The organism is Paenibacillus sp. NPDC058367, from assembly GCF_042723305.1.
Taxonomy (GTDB): domain Bacteria; phylum Bacillota; class Bacilli; order Paenibacillales; family Paenibacillaceae; genus Paenibacillus_AQ.
In genome coordinates this window covers 101,950-117,946 of record NZ_JBHXIZ010000007.1, presented here as the reverse complement: position 1 = coordinate 117,946, position 15,997 = coordinate 101,950, and the positions used below count along the sequence as shown (strand labels likewise).

The following is a 15,997-nucleotide window of genomic DNA, read 5'->3' as shown; positions in this document are numbered from 1 at the left end:
TAGGAGTGTTGAGAAAGTGGTCATTCTAGCCATACTTATTTTTATGGTAACTTTAATTTTTGTAATCTGGCAGCCTCGAAATTTATCGATTGGATGGTCAGCCTGCGGCGGAGCGATCATTGCTTTACTAGCTGGGGTAGTTAGCTTTAATGATGTTCTGGATGTAACACAGATGGTGTGGAATGCGACGTTGGCGTTTGTTGCAATCATCTTAATTTCCTTAATTTTAGACAGTATTGGATTTTTTGAATGGGCTGCGTTACATATGGCGCGAGCAGCACGGGGGAACGGAACACGAATGTTTGTCTATGTCATTGTTCTTGGTGCGTTGGTTTCTGCCTTTTTTGCAAATGATGGAGCGGCGCTAATACTTACCCCTATTGTACTTGCTATGGTTAGAGCGCTGAATTTTGATGAGAAAAAAGTATTTCCATTCATTATTGCTAGCGGCTTTATTGCGGACACCACCTCATTACCGCTTGTGGTTAGCAATCTTGTGAATATCGTATCGGCTGACTTTTTTGGAATTACCTTTATGGAGTATGCGGGGAAAATGATTGTACCTACGCTATTCTCATTGATAGCGAGTATCGTGGTGCTTTATTTCTTTTTTCGCAAAAGTATTCCGAAGCGATTTAATGATTCCGAACTAAAAGATCCGCAAGAGGCTATTAAAGATAAGAAGATGTTCCGTCTATCATGGATTGTACTGGCTATTCTTTTAATAGGGTATTTCGTTAGTGGATTCTTGAAGATTCCGGTATCAGTGGTTGTGGGAATCATTGCAATTTTGTTCATGCTCCTCGCGAGAAGAAGCCCTTCCGTCAAGGTGAAACAAGTGCTTACAGGAGCACCTTGGGCGATTGTGTTCTTCTCCATTGGAATGTATGTCGTGGTATATGGACTTCGGAATGCGGGTCTAACTGATCTACTCGCTAAGGCGATAGGAATGATTGCTGATCAGGGTCTATTCGCTGCAACTATGGGTATGGGGTTCATTGCTGCATTGATCTCATCATTGATGAATAATCTGCCTACTGTAATGATTGACGCACTCGCAATTGATGCAACGCATACAACCGGAGTTATTAAAGAGGCATTAATATATGCGAATGTTATAGGTTCAGACTTAGGCCCTAAAATTACCCCAATTGGCTCACTAGCAACGCTGCTGTGGCTCCATGTGCTTTCGGCCAAAGGTGTGAAGATATCCTGGGGAACGTATTTTAAGACGGGGATTATATTAACTATCCCAACGTTGTTTATTACACTTTTAGGTCTCTATCTGTGGTTGTTGATTATTTAATTTGAAAAGGGGAAGATCAGGATGAACAAGAAAACGATTTATTTTTTATGTACAGGAAACTCTTGCCGGAGTCAGATGGCTGAGGGCTGGGCGAAGCAATATTTAGGGGGAGAATGGAACGTGTACAGCGCTGGAATTGAAGCCCATGGTCTAAATCCAAAAGCTGTACAAGCTATGAACGAAGTAGGCATAGATATCACTGGACAGACCTCGGATATGATTGATTCTAATCTGCTGAATAATGCGGATCTAGTCGTTACGTTATGTGGGGATGCTGCGGATAAATGTCCAATGACGCCTCCGAAGGTCAAACGGGAACACTGGGGCTTCGATGATCCGGCAAAGGCGCAAGGGACCGATGAAGAGAAGTGGGCAGTGTTCCAGCGTGTGCGTGACCAGATTGAGGTAAGAATCAAACGATTTGCGGAGACCGGCGAATAGTTACCAGGTGAAGCATCCTATTCTTTTAAAAATATAAGAAAGTATAAGTTTCACACTACACCATATCCTTATATTTCTCGCAAAACGCTTACCGTCCTTTAGCCTTTAGGGACGCCGGAGGCGTTATTGCTTGTCTTAGGATATTTCACAACGGGCCATTTGACTTTCCTTAAGGCGTTCATAACCTCTGGTCCAACGTTCAGATTACTTTGAACCAACTCATGGGGAGTGAGAGCCATCCATTGATTCAGAGAAACGTCGGCAAAACGATCGCTTTTGAACATTTCAAGGAACCATAAGGAGTCGTCGCCTGTATTCTGAATATAATGTCCAAACGCAAAAGGAACATATCCTACATCGCCTGCTCTGTAGTTAAAGGTACGTGCTACACCATTTCCAGCGAATACGGTCATGCGTCCTTTTCCGGTAAGATAATACTGCCATTCATCGTTATTTGGATGCCAGTGCAGCTCTCTCATCCCTCCGGGTTCAATTTCTACCAATGCGGCAGCTACGGTTTTGGAGATGGGAAAGTTACTGGAATCGACTATTCTGACACTCCCGCCGGGAGTCCTCAGCGGAGGTTGAGCCAATAAGGAATGTTTAAAGGTTTGTGGGATCTCTCCGTATGGAGATTCTACCCTTTGACTTTGCAATGAACCCGGAACCTGATCCTGATAAATATAGACCTGTTCGGTAGGAATGGAGTCAAATGCAGCGGCAGGCACCCCAAAGTTAGCCGAAAGCACTTCTTTCGGAGTATGGGCAAACCAATCGGAAATGGACAAGGTGTTTAGATCAGAGAAACTTCCATCGTCGAATACAAGCAGAAACTCACAGCCTTCTTCAAGACCTTGTATAGAGTGGGGAATACCTGGCGGGAAATACCATAGATCACCTGGCCCCACATCTGCTATGAAGTTTCGACCATTTTGATCTACGGCGGTAATTCGAGCTCGACCTAGCAGCATATAAGACCATTCCGCTTGCTGATGCCAATGGAGTTCACGTACTCCACCGGGGGTTAGGCTCATGTTGACGCCAGCTAGTGTAGTGGCGATGGGGAGGTCTCTGACTGTCACCTCTCTCGACCAGCCACCATGATTAAGCTGCATATGTGCATCGGAGAAAGAAAATTTTAAATTGGGGACGAGACCGGCATCGGTCACGGGAGGGACAAACATGTCGGGATTCTCCAAATCCCGCATTATATCACGTGGTCCTTTATCTAATCCCCCTGCGCCATCGCTTCGAATGGGCTGTGGGATATTTGTCTTTCTTGGCGAATCCTGTCCATCTGCAGTCATCCATCGCACTCCTTTCATGATTCTAAATAACTCAATGAAAATATATGCGGAATCCTGTCTTTTATGATGAATAACAAAAGTGGAACAAGTTGACATGCGCAAGGGGATCATTGATTATTACTAATAGAGGCTTTGTTCTAGACGGAGTAGAGAGGGAGAGGGGTTTGAGATGAATCACATTAAGGAGTCCTTACAACGATTAGGGAGAATAAGAGCTTATGTCATAGGTCTGTTGGTAATTATGTTCGCCGCGGGTTCCGCGGTTACACCTACATCGGTGTCGGCGGCTGTTCAGTTAGGGACTCAGGTAATGCCACTGTCATATGGGGGGTATTACGTCCTTTTTCCAGGTAAACTCGCTCCTTATTTTAAATCAGGTAAATTAATGGTGCCGATTCGGGCTTTCTCGAGTGCGATTGGTGCGGATTTGCTCTATGACGCATTAACGAACAGCGTTACGGTTTCACTACTGGATCGCTCTGTAGGGAAGATTAAAGCAGGGCAGCTAGAGGCAGAATTTAATGGGGAGACTGAAGATTCATTAGGGATCGCCCCAGAGATCAAGGATGGAATCCTGTTTGTTCCAGCATCCCCTATTCTAGAGGGGTTAAAGACATTTCGCTGGGAAACTCAGTTCAATAATGTGAATAAATTAACCCTTGGCATTGGCGCCAGAAAAGGGGAGGAATGGGCAAAGCCTGAGGCGGATCGAGCGCTTACCCCTTACCCAGTGGAAACAACAGCACATCCATATCCGTTATATCCGTTTAAGCTAACACAGACTCAATCTGGGAAAGAATACAGACTAACCTTAGGCGTGCAAAATACCTCTGGTTTTGTCATCCCTAAAGGGAATGCGGAACTGGAGCTGGTGAGTGTGGACAGTAAAGGGAACTCTTACTACCAAACGTTAAAAGGACCTGACTCTTTAACCTCCAAGGCGGCATTATTATCATTTTCCGTTTCCATTCCTACAGAGGCTGAATACGTCATTTTCAGATCACGTACATTGAGAGCGGAATAAGTATCATAGGTGTTCTAACAAGATATACAGAGAGCAGGTTAAGAAATAGATGACAGGTAACGAAGGGCAGCACTATCGCTTCAGTGAAGCACCCATTTGGGAGTTGCAGCGGGCTTATTATGAAGAACAGGGATTAAAGGCTTGGAATAATGATCAGGTTCCGCAGTATATTACGAGTAATCCTATGATTGCGACAGCATATGCGGAAATGATCTTCGGATTCCTGCAAGATCGGGCTGGACAAGGACATCTCTCTGAAACAGTCACTATACTGGAATTGGGAGCTGGGGCGGGTCGGTTAGCGTTCCATATCCTTAAGAAGCTATGCGAAATCATAGATTATGCGGGGACTCCACTTCCTCCTTTTCGTTATGTGATGAGTGATTTACCCGTTAAAAATATAACCAGCTGGCAGCAGCATCCAAGCTTACTTCCATTCGTAGAGCAGGGTATACTGGATTTCGCACGATTTGATGCTGTACAGGATACTGAACTGTATTTAGTACAGGCTAAGCTCAGCATCAAACCTGGTGATTTACAGCAGCCGCTGCTGCTTGTAGCAAATTATTTTTTTGACAGTATCCCGCAGGAATTAATTTATGTGGATGAAGGTAAAATATTTGAATGTGAGGTGTCGATTCAGTATTCAGAGGCTGCAGGATCGGACAACCCCTCTGATGTACTCGGTACAATCATCCCACAATATCATTATGTTCGAGCGGCTAATTACGAAGTGGAAACCTACCCCTATCACGATGTTATAAAGCTCTACCAGCAGAAGCTGGAGGATTCCCATATTCTGTTTCCTGTTGTGGGGCTTACTTGTTTGGAGCGGCTAGCTAAGTTGTCTATAGAAGGGTTCGTACTCCTTACAGCGGATAAGGGAGATCACCGAATAGAGAATTGGGAATTTGCGGAACCCCCTTTGCTGATTCATCACGGTAGCTTCTCCTTAACAGCGAATTATCATGCAATTCAGTATATGTTGGAGCAAAAAGGAGCACACTCCTTATTTACCACTCATCATTACAAAAACTTGAATATCGGATGCATTCTTATGCTGGACGCGCCTATGAGCTATACGAACACTCGGTTAGGTTACAAGCGGTTTATAGAGCGTTTTGGCCCGGATGATTTCTTCAGTATGAAGGAATGGATGGATCAGCAATTAGATACAATGGGTCTCCAGCAGATTTTGGCTTTTTGGCGCTTAGGTGGGTATGATGCAGAATGGTTTATCCATAGTGCAGAACAGATTTCAGAGCTGCTGCCGGATGCCAGTGATGAAGAAATACTGGATCTTCAGCAGGGAATACGATTAATGTGGACAGGTTACTATCCGATGGAACAGAGCTATGACCTATCACTGGATGCTGGGTTACTGCTGTATGAAATGGATAAGTTCGAGGAGGCGTTAGCCTACTTAGCACGGTCTATGCATGCCAATTCGGAAGAACCATTAGCCTCGGTGCTTTATAGTATGGCGATTTGTAATTATGAGCTTGGAGCTGAAGGGGCTGCACTGGATTACGCGCGTAGAGCTTTGGCTGTAGAGCCTGATAATGAAGTAGTGTTGGAACTGATAACGGCTCTGAGCGAGGATTAAATTGTAAGAAGACAGAAGTACAGCACCATTTACACAGGATCCTCAATTTGGTATCCTATACAAAATAATTAAACGCGATGACGAGAAGAGTAAATAAAATCATTCCTTCACAGAGAGCCCTGAATGATGAGAACAGGGTAAGGGAGATTTTATCGAAACAAGCCTCTGAGCGGCATATCGGAACCGATCGACGGGGATGGTATGACGGGAGCTCCTGTTATAGAGCTAGAGTATAACCAATGCGTAAGATGCATTGCCGTACTTGATGAGATTAATATGGCGACATATTAATGAACCTGGGGTGGTACCGCGAGAATTTCGTCCCCAAGACCATAAGTCTTGGAGGTGAGGTTCTTTTTTATTTAAATATAAGAAAGTATAAGTTTCACACTATACTTTATCCTTATATTTCTCGCTTAAACACTTACCGTCCTTATAGGACGCCGAAGGCGTTTATGCTTGTGCAGAATAATCAGGCGGATATCACTTATAAACAGGAGGTAATACCAATCAACAAGGAACCGGAAGTATTAGCAGAGAGTTACATCGACAGATTGATTCAAGAAGAGCTGGAAGCTGGAACTTACAGTAGAGATATTTGCACGAGATTCCCACCGGAGCCTAATGGGTATTTGCATATTGGCAGTGCGTATGCGATTCACACGAACTATACGACTGCGAAAAAGTATGGCGGGAAGTTCCATTTGCGGTTCGATGACACCAATCCTTTAAAAGAGGATCTGGAGTATGTAAATGCTATTTGCGAAGATATGTTTTGGATGGGCTACCCGCCAGACCATACTTTCTACGGATCAGACTATTCGGAAAAAATATATAATAGCGCGGTAAAGTTAATCCAAAAAGGAAAAGCCTACGTCTGCGATTTATCACCTGAAGAGGTGTCAGCTTATAGAGGAACGCTTACTGAGCCGGGAAAGAACAGCCCTTATCGGGAGCGTTCTGTGGAAGAGAATTTGAAGTTATTCACGGAGATGAGGAATGGAGCCTATCCGACGGGAGCCAGAGTATTACGGGCCAAAATAGATATGAGCTCACCTAATATCAACTTGCGTGATCCAGTGATTTACAGAATCATTCATGCGGAGCATTATAGAACCGGCAACGATTGGTGCATCTATCCGATGTATGATTTTGCCCATCCTATACAAGATGCAATCGAAGGGATTACGCATTCCCTATGTTCCATTGAGTTTAAGGATCATCGACCACTGTATGAGTGGGTGCTGAATGAACTGGATACCCCTGAGGCTCCAAAGCAAAGGGAATTCGGACGCGTAAATATCACCGGCGTCGTTACTAGCAAACGGTATATTAGACAACTGGTTACAGGACATTATGTGGATGGCTGGGATGATCCAAGACTTCCAACGCTTCGCGGACTGCGGAGAAGAGGTTTTACGCCGGAGAGTATTCGGAATTTTGTGAAGGAAATTGGATTTGTTAGGAATAGCACCATTGTAGATATTGCCATGTTAGAGCATTCGCTTAGACAAGATTTGAAGGCGAAGGCAACTAGCGTGATGGCTGTTCTAAAGCCTCTAAAGGTGGTTATTACTAACTACCCTGAGAATCAAAGCGAATGGCTGAAGATTGAGAATAACAGTGAGGATAAGACGCTTGGGGAAAGGGAAGTTCCTTTTTCACGGACGCTTTATATTGAACAAGAGGATTTCATGGAGGAGCCACCCAAAGGTTATCACAGGCTGACTATAGGGAATGAGGTTAGGTTAAAGGGCGCCTACTTCATTAAGTGCAATGAGGTGCTCAAGGACGAAGCAACTGGAGAAGTTATAGAGCTTCGCTGCACCTATGATCCGAGAACGAAGAGTGGAAGTGGATTTAATGAACGGAAGGTTAAAGCGACCATCCACTGGGTATCGGCAGAGCACGCGATCAAGGCGGAAGTTCATCTATATGAGCGGTTGCTAAAAGATAACGACGGTCCTAAAGAAGAGGATGAGCGCTGGGACGCGTATCTTAATCCAGATTCCCTAACCATTCTGAAGGATTGTTTGTTGGAGCCTTCCATGGCGAGTGCACTTCCAGAAGATAAATTTCAATTCATCCGGCATGGATTCTTCTGTGTAGATAAGAAATATACCACAGCAGATAAGCTGGTACTGAACCGAATTGTGCCGCTTAAGGATACATGGAAGAAAAATTCGTAATTCACAGCACATCCTTTCTCCACAACTTTTCTTTATGATATAGAGGTCATAATGAAATTGTAGGAGGTAATGCTATGAATTGGTCTTGGTTAATCACATTGATCTGTCCTTTGATGATGTTATTTATGATGTTCGGACTGGGTGGGAAACATGGACACGGGCACGGGCATGGGTCGAGAAAGCAAGCGTCGCCTGATTATCAGGAGCTTCAGAAAGAATTGAATGAGCTGAAAATGCAGAATGAACAAATGAGAAGAGATATTCAAAGTCTCACACCATAAGCATTTCGGATTAATTGGCTTAAGCTGGGCGAAGATCGGGTAATTTCTGATCATCGTCCAGCTTTTTTTGTTCTTGGTCGTAGGTGGACAAGCATATGAAAATTTCTAATGAAACATATTTACATTTTTCAGAAATGAGCATATACTTTAAATATAAGTTGCACAGAGGAAACTTTCGTGTATATAGACAACTTTTTTTGGGCAAGAGGAGGAATGGACATGTTGGAACAAACTTTAATAGAAAAACCACATATAGAACAACCGCATATGAGACAACATAAAAACTCCATTTCGGCGCAAGCCGTACTTAATGGGGAGACCAAAGGAATTAAAAGATTACTTCCTTTCTTAGGTCCAGCGTTTATCGCTGCGGTTGCTTATCTGGATCCCGGTAATTTTGCCACCAACATTACGGCAGGTTCAAAATACGGCTATCTTTTATTATGGGTGATTGTAGCCTCGAATTTAATGGCCGTTCTTATTCAGGCGTTATCCGCCAAGCTTGGTATTGCTACAGGAAAGAATCTGCCGGAGATCGCTCATGATCGTTTTCCGAAGAGTGTATCGATCTTCTTATGGATTCAAAGTGAACTGGTGATTATAGCTACGGATCTGGCGGAGTTTATCGGGGCGGCATTGGGGCTTTATCTATTATTTGATATTCCCATGCTGCCGGCAGCACTCATTACTGCGGTCGGTTCATTTGCTATCCTGGAGCTTCAGCGCCGGGGTTACCGTTCCCTTGAGGCCGGAATTGCTGCAATGATTCTTATAGTTGTATTAGCTTTTGCTTTTCAAGTAATTGTAGCTAAACCGGATATGGGTGCTGTTGCTGTAGGCATGTTCACACCTAAGTTTGAAGGGGTGGATAGCATTCTTTTGGCCGCAGGAATTCTAGGCGCAACCGTGATGCCACATGCCATTTATCTACATTCATCACTTACACAGAACCGTATTGTCGGAGTAAATGAAGCGGAGAAGAAACAAATCTTTAAACTGGAATTCATAGATATTATTATTGCGATGATTATTGCAGGGGCAGTGAATCTGGCGATGGTTATTGTCTCAGCCGCATTATTTTTTAAAAATGGTATCGTGGTTGAGGATTTGGATGTTGCGTTTCAGCAATTTAGTCACTTAGCTGGACCCGTAACGGCCATCTCCTTTGGCTTAGGACTACTCATCGCAGGACTATCGAGCTCTTCTGTAGGAACTATGGCTGGCGATGTGGTAATGCAAGGCTTCATCAACAAAAGAATTAACCTGTACTTACGCCGTGCGATTACGATTATTCCACCTTTGGCTATCATTGGTTTTGGTGTAAATCCAACGAAAGCACTCGTTATCAGCCAGGTGATCTTGTCCTTTGGGATTGCCTTTGCTCTGGTACCACTGGTTATGTTTACAAGCAATCGTCAGATTATGGGCGGGTTAGTGAATCGTAAGATGACAGCGGCTCTCGGCTGGCTTATCTCTGGTCTTGTTGTATCGTTAAATTTATTTTTGGTATATCAAATATTTGGATAAGGCAGGACATCTTTATTTGGTGAGTGAAAAAAGGTATACTTGAGCATGTTTATAATTCACGCCAGAGTAAGGAGATCGACAATGTCCATGCAAGAAATATCCGGTTATAAGTCTATAGCCCTTGATATTGCACAAAGAATTGTAAGCGGGGAATTTCCCGTACAGAGTAAGCTATCCGGGCGTTCTCTATTGGCAGGGCAATATCATGTTTCTCCAGAAACGATTCGTAAGGCTATGGGATTATTGAAGGATGAGAATATAGTGTTTGTTTCGCAAGGAAAAGAGATTATTGTCATCTCTGATCAAAAGGCGTATGAGTATATTACCAGGAATAACTATCTGAAATCAGCTTATTCGTTGAAACAGGATCTAGAGCAATTGTTGCTTGAAAAGAAGAAGCTCGACGGCAAGTTCGAGAGGGTACTAACTGGAATTATCGAGGCATCAGACCGGATGAAGAATTTAAAGCCGTACCACCCGGAAGAAATTACAATCCATGAAGAATCACATGTGGTTGGCAAAACCATTGGAGCATTACAATTTTGGCAGAATACAGGTGCTACGATTATAGCGCTTCGCCGGGGTGCGAACGTAACAATCTCCCCAGGTCCACATGTCATACTCAGAGAAAATGATGTACTTGTAGCAGTTGGTGATGAGAAAATGTACCAAAGAACAGAGCAATTTATTAATAAAAATGCAGAGAATCATTTATAATAATAGATCAAAAAAAGGCTATCCAGCGGGGTTTATCACTGGATAGCTTTTTTTATAATTACAATATTACATTTATTTACAAACAACTTATTGTAATAATGTAGGTTGTCAGTTGGAGAGTTGTTTGTTATAGTTTAACTTACAGAGTCGCCCGGTGAGATGATCTGACGATAGAAATAAGAAGGAGAGACCCTATGCTGAAATTTGAAAAAGTAGGTAAGAAATACCCGAATGGTTATGAAGCAGTTAAGAATATTAGCTTTGAAATTGAAGCTGGAGAAATACTAGTATTGATCGGTCCGAGCGGTTGCGGAAAGACAACAACGATGAAAATGATAAATCGTCTTGTTCCGCATACTTCAGGCCATATTTATATCCACGGCAAAGATATCACCAAGGAGAACCCCGTAACCCTCCGCAAGAACATCGGTTATGTTATTCAACAAGCTGGTTTGTTCCCGCACTACACCATAGAAGATAATGTAGGCTTGATTCCCGACCTAAAGGGCTGGGATGTGAAGAAGAAAAAAGAACGGGTGCTCGAAATGCTCCGCCTAGTCGGACTTGATCCGGCCATATTTGCCAAACGTTATCCGAAACAATTATCAGGTGGGCAGCAGCAGCGTGTAGGTGTAGCCCGTGCATTGGCTGCTGATCCCGAGATTATATTGATGGATGAACCGTTTGGTGCTTTGGACCCTATTACCCGTGAGCAGCTGCAGGATGAACTGCTGCGCATGCAACAAGAAGTGAAGAAGACAATAGTATTTGTAACACATGATATGGATGAAGCACTGAAGCTTGGAGATAAAATCGCTATTCTTAAAGATGGTGAAATCGTTCAACTAGATACACCTTATGAGCTGCTCAGCCGGCCTGCTAATGATTTCGTAGAATCATTTATCGGCAAAAACCGTATTTACCAAAACCCTGAGTATATCCCCGTAACAGAAGTTATGCGCGACAATCCATCTACATCTCTTCCCGGGCGCACGCTGGGTAAAGCTCTTACCTTTATGCGTCAACGCAAAATGGATACATTACTGGTTGGAAACGAGAAAGGTAAGCTGCTTGGCATAGTCTCCGCTTATGATGTTACCGCCAAAATGGAACAAAGCCTTACTATCGAGGAAATTATGACACCACCTGGGGTGGTGCTGCAGGATACAGCAACAGCAAGAGACGCATTATCATTGATTACGGAAGCTCCATACGGCATTATTCCGATTGTAACCGCTGAGGGGAACATTGCCGGGATTGTTACAAGAGGTAGTCTTCTGACGGCGTTTGCAGCACAATGGGGAGGCACGAAAGAGGAGGAAGTGTCTGTATGAGAGATCAATCGTTATGGCAACAACTCATATATCAATTAGATTTACGTAGGGATGATTTGATTCATTCTATGGGAGTGCATATGCAACTTGTGCTCTTGTCCATGTTATTTGCGATTATTGTTGGCATTGCGCTTGGAATCATGATTACACGGGTTAAACCACTGAAAGGGATTACGCTTGGTGCTGCGGGGATTCTTCAGACAATACCTAGTCTGGCGATGCTCGGATTTATGATTCCTCTATTTGGCATAGGGATGAAGACGGCAGTTGTAGCTTTGTTTCTGTATTCACTGCTGCCAATCATCCGCAACACCTACACGGGAATTACTGATGTGGATCCGTCTATAGTGGAAGCGGCCCGGGGAATGGGAATGAAGAGCTGGCAAATTCTATTCAGGGTTCAACTCCCTTTAGCTTTAAGTGTAATTATGGCGGGGATCCGTACTGCTGCAGTTATTAATGTCGGGACAGCAACACTGGCAGCCTTTATCGGTGCTGGCGGATTGGGTGAATTTATTTTCTTAGGTATTCAACGGAACATCGAAGCTCTAACCTTACTTGGCGCTATTCCGGCCGCGATTCTTGCACTCGTGCTGGATTATCTACTCGGATTGCTTGAAAGATTAACGACTCCAAAGGGATTGAAAGTATAACTAAAACTCTAGTCTTGAAAGAATATAAAAGGGGAGATTATATATGAAAATTCCAAAATTGATGACAGGCGTTCTAACTACAGTATTAATGGGGACGTTACTTGCTGGGTGTGGTGGCGGGAATAATAACGCTGCTGCGGGTAACAGTGGAGAAATCACGATTGGCTCCAAAAACTTCACGGAGAATGTTCTACTCGCTCATATGATGGCAGATCTGATAGAAGATAAAACAGATATTAAAGTGAAGCGTCAGATGAACTTGGGAGGCTCTAATGTAGCTTGGAGTGCGCTTGAGAATAATAATATCCAGCTATATCCGGATTACACCGGAACCATTGTAGCCAATTACTATCAAGAGGAGACGGGAAACTCTGAGGAATCGTTGGCAAAAACCAGAGAACTGCTTGAAAAAGATGAAATGGCCTTTCTGGATCCATTCGGCATAAATAATACCTATACTTTAGCTGTTAGTCGTGAAACGGCTGAGAAGTACAATCTAAAGACTTTCAGCGATTTGGCCAAAGTATCTGGAAATATGGTTCTTGGCGTAGAGTTCGAGTTCTTGGATCGTGAGGACGGATACCCCGGTATCCAAAAACTCTACGGAATGGATTTCAAGCAGAGCAAAGGAATGGACCATGGTATCATGTACCGTTCGATTGACGATGGGGAAACAGATGTAACCAATGCATACGCGACGGATGCACAAATTAAAGTACATGATCTGGTGATTCTGCAGGATGATAAGGAATTCTTCCCACCTTATGATGCAGGACCGATTATTCGTCAGGAAACGTTAGATAAATACCCTGAATTGAAAGGCGTCTTAAATCAATTGAACGGACAAATCAGTGACGAAGAAATGCAGCAATTGAACGCAGAAGTTGATGTGGATGCGCTCAAGGAAGAGGATGTAGCTCGTAATTTCCTGATCAAAAAGGGATTAATAGAAGGCTAAATATGAAATATAAACTAAAGCAGGCTAGGGAATTTCCTAGCCTGCTTCTTTGCTGATTATTTATAGGTCTGTCTAGTTTCTGAAGTAGTCTGCCAATCCTTCGGCGATAGCCTTGGCTGCTTTTTTCTGATAGGAGGATTTACGGACAATTGACTCATCTGTAGGGTTGGTAAGAAATCCGAGTTCAACTAAGGTAGCTGGAATTCGATTCTCCCTTAGGATGTGATAATCACCAAAGGATAACCCATTGCTCTTTAGACCGATGCCTTGTCCCAGCCGGGTTTCAATCGCCCGTGCCAGCTTTAGATCATCGGACTCGGAGTAAAAGAAGGTTAGTGTCCCAGATACTTTTTTCGGAGAGGAATTATAATGAATGCTTACAAATGCATTTGCACGCAGGTCCTCACTCATCTGAACACGCCGTGCGAGCGTAGGCTTCTGATCCTCCCGGGTACGTGTCATCTCAACCCGTGCACCTTTAGCTAAAAGGGCATCGCGGAGATAAAGTGCGGTTTGCAGGTTCAAATCCTTCTCCATGGTGTTATATGTAGTGCCGAGCATTCCCGGATCACTGCCGCCATGACCGGGATCTACGACGATTAATTTTCCTCGTAAATTTCCTGTGTGCGAAATGCTGCTTGTAGTGCTTGTGCTTCTTGGCGTGGTTCCAGATCGGATGTATTGTGCTGCGACCCAACCGATGTCACCGCTAGCTGTTCGAATTCGTGCCCAATCGTTCTGACGAAGGAGGAGGATAGCTGTATCCTTAGCTTTTAAAGAACCGAGTACCTTATATTGTGTGCCTGGACCGCTTCGAACGCGTAGTGAATCTGCCGTAACTGTAACCTTTGTGGTACTACTCAAGGCGCTGGTTGAGGTGGAAGAAGTAGTGCTGGGTTTGGAAGCTACCGATGATCCAGAAGCGCCAGATTGCTTGGAGCTATTGTTCACCTTTTTAAGGTAATAGCCGGCTACCCAGCCAGAGGTGTTCCCCGTCTTAACCTTCAACCACCCGTGTTGTTCATCGGTCACAGTTACTTTTGCTCCGTTCTTAATAGATCCTACAACAGTTGCATTCTTTGCCGGCTCACTGCGTACATTTAAAGAGTTCGCGTATACCTGAGCGGTATAACTAACTGCTGCCGTTTTAGCTTCAGCAGGCTGTGACGCTGTTATACCCATAAGGCTTGCTGCAAGCAATGTGACACCTATCATTTTTTTCATAGTATCCTCGCTTTTTCAAAGTAGTCGTAATTTTTTACCCACTTTACGAGGTTTAGAATAATATTTTTTGAGAAATTTATGAGAACTTGGCCTCTTTTCCGGTGGTCTAAAGACTTGTATAATTATTACATATTGGGAAGGATGAAGGAGCACTGCCGTGACTAAACCAAAGCTATTCATTGGATCTTCCAGAGAATCCATACGTTATGCAAGAGCGATTCATGAGCAGCTGAAGAGGGATGCTGAAGTACATCCTTGGTATGCCAATGCCTTTCGAGCGAATGAATACACGATGGAGGCACTGGAGAGAAATTTGGATGAGAGCGATTTTGCCGTATTTGTGTTCTCGCCAGATGATGTCGCCAAAATACGCGGTAAATTTTATTATGTGACTCGTGATAATACGGGGTTTGAAATGGGATTGTTTTGGGCCAGATTACGGCGTAATCGCGTCTTTTGCTTAGTGCCGGATCAGGTGACTGCCCGCGACGATTTAATCCCTGGACAGAATGTTGAAGAATATCATCTGTTGTCCGATTTATCGGGAATTACAGCTTTAGAGTATGAGATGCACCATGATAATCCTACGGCTGCTGTGGATGTGAGCTGTGGTAAGATTATTGATAGTGTCCAGGGGTTTGGAAAATTCCGTGACCCGGTGAAAGATTTAGAGCAGCTAAAGATGGAATTAAGGCGCAAAGAAAGTATCCTTCATTTTTTTTGGCAATATAATAGTAATGTGACCATCTCTGAGGATGGAGAGAAGTATCACGCACTCAGTGAGGCGATCCGCAATTCTTTCTTACCTCCGAAGCATTGTCGTGTGATCGGTGCTGCGATTTGGCAGGCTCGAGAGAAAGAACAGCTTGTTCAGGTGGGAGGAAATGTCGGACGTGGGCACTCCTATTCCTTGACTGTTACGAAAGGGAATGAGAAGCAGCCTAGTGTGGTAGATGCATTTTTATCGAGCAAATGGACTTTTTTTCAACGCACGGAAGTTGCGGAGGTATATATCCTATGCTATCCTCTAGGTAAGAAGTATGTTCTTTCCGTACACTTTTCAGGGAGTGATGGATTATCTGCGGATGATCTTAAGGCGGTAGTTGCGAATAATCAGGATTTATTCCGTACCATCAATCATTTAGTAGGGGAGGATTCAGCATGAAGCGAATAAAGGGTATTAACAACTTATCGGGTGCTGTTCTCCGCTCTGCAAGTGGTGGAAGCAGGAGTGCAGAAGATAATAAGAATACCACAAGCAAAACAGGGTCGAGCCATTCCGCTCAGCAACCAGCTTCAGCTCAAATTTATACTGCGCCTTCTTTAGATGGTGGAGACGATGAATATAAGAAGCTTATTAGCGGGAAGGTAGACAACAATAAACCATCCTTTGCGTGATGAGCATAAGTGCTGTCTCAAAAGTAGTGAAT

Annotated in this window: 15 protein-coding genes and 1 other annotated feature; of the genes, 13 read left to right on the top strand and 2 right to left on the bottom strand. The window is 43.8% G+C overall.

All coding sequences use genetic code 11. From position 1 onward, the window contains the following. The first annotated feature begins 16 nt into the window (after positions 1–16). Positions 17–1,306, top strand: a complete 1,290-nt coding sequence (locus ACFWMP_RS27495; protein ID WP_379425397.1) for an arsenic transporter — start codon at positions 17–19, stop codon at positions 1,304–1,306. Between the two features lie 21 nt (positions 1,307–1,327). Next, positions 1,328–1,747, top strand: coding sequence for an arsenate reductase (thioredoxin) (gene arsC / locus ACFWMP_RS27490; RefSeq protein WP_042191970.1), 420 nt, complete (start codon positions 1,328–1,330; stop codon positions 1,745–1,747). Between the two features lie 98 nt (positions 1,748–1,845). Here the strand turns inward: arsC and ACFWMP_RS27485 are convergent, their stop codons facing one another. Continuing rightward, positions 1,846–3,054 carry an oxalate decarboxylase family bicupin gene (locus ACFWMP_RS27485; RefSeq protein WP_379425396.1) on the bottom strand — a complete coding sequence of 403 codons (1,209 nt, stop codon included), beginning with the start codon at positions 3,052–3,054 and terminating at the stop codon, positions 1,846–1,848. A gap of 169 nt (positions 3,055–3,223) precedes the next feature. On the opposite strand from ACFWMP_RS27485, the gene ACFWMP_RS27480 reads away from it, so the two are divergent. The 9 genes from ACFWMP_RS27480 (at position 3,224) to ACFWMP_RS27440 (ending at position 13,343) form a co-directional block, all read left to right on the top strand. Beyond that, positions 3,224–4,078 (top strand): copper amine oxidase N-terminal domain-containing protein, encoded by an 855-nt coding sequence (locus ACFWMP_RS27480; RefSeq protein WP_042191966.1) that lies wholly within the window; start codon positions 3,224–3,226, stop codon positions 4,076–4,078. A gap of 49 nt (positions 4,079–4,127) precedes the next feature. Continuing rightward, positions 4,128–5,684, top strand: a complete 1,557-nt coding sequence (locus ACFWMP_RS27475; RefSeq protein WP_379425393.1) for a tetratricopeptide repeat protein — start codon at positions 4,128–4,130, stop codon at positions 5,682–5,684. A 68-nt stretch (positions 5,685–5,752) separates the two neighbouring features. After that, positions 5,753–6,013 (top strand) — a binding site (T-box leader). A gap of 180 nt (positions 6,014–6,193) precedes the next feature. Then, positions 6,194–7,873 carry a glutamine--tRNA ligase/YqeY domain fusion protein gene (locus ACFWMP_RS27470; RefSeq protein WP_379425511.1) on the top strand — a complete coding sequence of 560 codons (1,680 nt, stop codon included), beginning with the start codon at positions 6,194–6,196 and terminating at the stop codon, positions 7,871–7,873. A 74-nt stretch (positions 7,874–7,947) separates the two neighbouring features. After that, on the top strand, positions 7,948–8,154 hold the full coding sequence (locus ACFWMP_RS27465; RefSeq protein ID WP_042191958.1) for a DUF2933 domain-containing protein: 207 nt from the start codon (positions 7,948–7,950) through the stop codon (positions 8,152–8,154). A gap of 267 nt (positions 8,155–8,421) precedes the next feature. After that, complete coding sequence (locus tag ACFWMP_RS27460) at positions 8,422–9,681, top strand: Nramp family divalent metal transporter (protein WP_042194556.1); 1,260 nt, start codon at positions 8,422–8,424, stop codon at positions 9,679–9,681. An 81-nt stretch (positions 9,682–9,762) separates the two neighbouring features. Further along, a complete protein-coding gene (locus ACFWMP_RS27455) occupies positions 9,763–10,398 on the top strand; it encodes a GntR family transcriptional regulator (RefSeq protein WP_231573348.1) in 636 nt (211 codons plus the stop codon). Positions 10,399–10,592: 194 nt separating this feature from the next. Continuing rightward, the gene (locus tag ACFWMP_RS27450) at positions 10,593–11,732 is read left to right on the top strand and encodes an ABC transporter ATP-binding protein (protein WP_042191955.1); all 1,140 of its coding nucleotides are present in this window, start codon (positions 10,593–10,595) and stop codon (positions 11,730–11,732) included. After that, positions 11,729–12,385 (top strand): ABC transporter permease, encoded by a 657-nt coding sequence (locus ACFWMP_RS27445; protein WP_042191953.1) that lies wholly within the window; start codon positions 11,729–11,731, stop codon positions 12,383–12,385. Before ACFWMP_RS27450 ends, ACFWMP_RS27445 begins: the two co-directional genes overlap by 4 nt. A gap of 43 nt (positions 12,386–12,428) precedes the next feature. Further along, positions 12,429–13,343, top strand: coding sequence for a glycine betaine ABC transporter substrate-binding protein (locus ACFWMP_RS27440; protein ID WP_379425390.1), 915 nt, complete (start codon positions 12,429–12,431; stop codon positions 13,341–13,343). 72 nt (positions 13,344–13,415) lie between these two features. Here ACFWMP_RS27440 and ACFWMP_RS27435 read toward each other — a convergent pair whose 3' ends face one another. Then, a complete protein-coding gene (locus tag ACFWMP_RS27435; protein ID WP_341126867.1) occupies positions 13,416–14,567 on the bottom strand; it encodes an N-acetylmuramoyl-L-alanine amidase family protein in 1,152 nt (383 codons plus the stop codon). A gap of 157 nt (positions 14,568–14,724) precedes the next feature. Between ACFWMP_RS27435 and ACFWMP_RS27430 the strand changes: the two genes are divergently transcribed. After that, on the top strand, positions 14,725–15,732 hold the full coding sequence (locus ACFWMP_RS27430) for a TIR domain-containing protein (RefSeq protein WP_379425387.1): 1,008 nt from the start codon (positions 14,725–14,727) through the stop codon (positions 15,730–15,732). Continuing rightward, entirely contained in the window at positions 15,729–15,965 is a 237-nt protein-coding gene (locus ACFWMP_RS27425; protein ID WP_076285512.1) for a hypothetical protein, read from the top strand. Before ACFWMP_RS27430 ends, ACFWMP_RS27425 begins: the two co-directional genes overlap by 4 nt. The last annotated feature ends 32 nt before the right edge of the window (positions 15,966–15,997 follow it).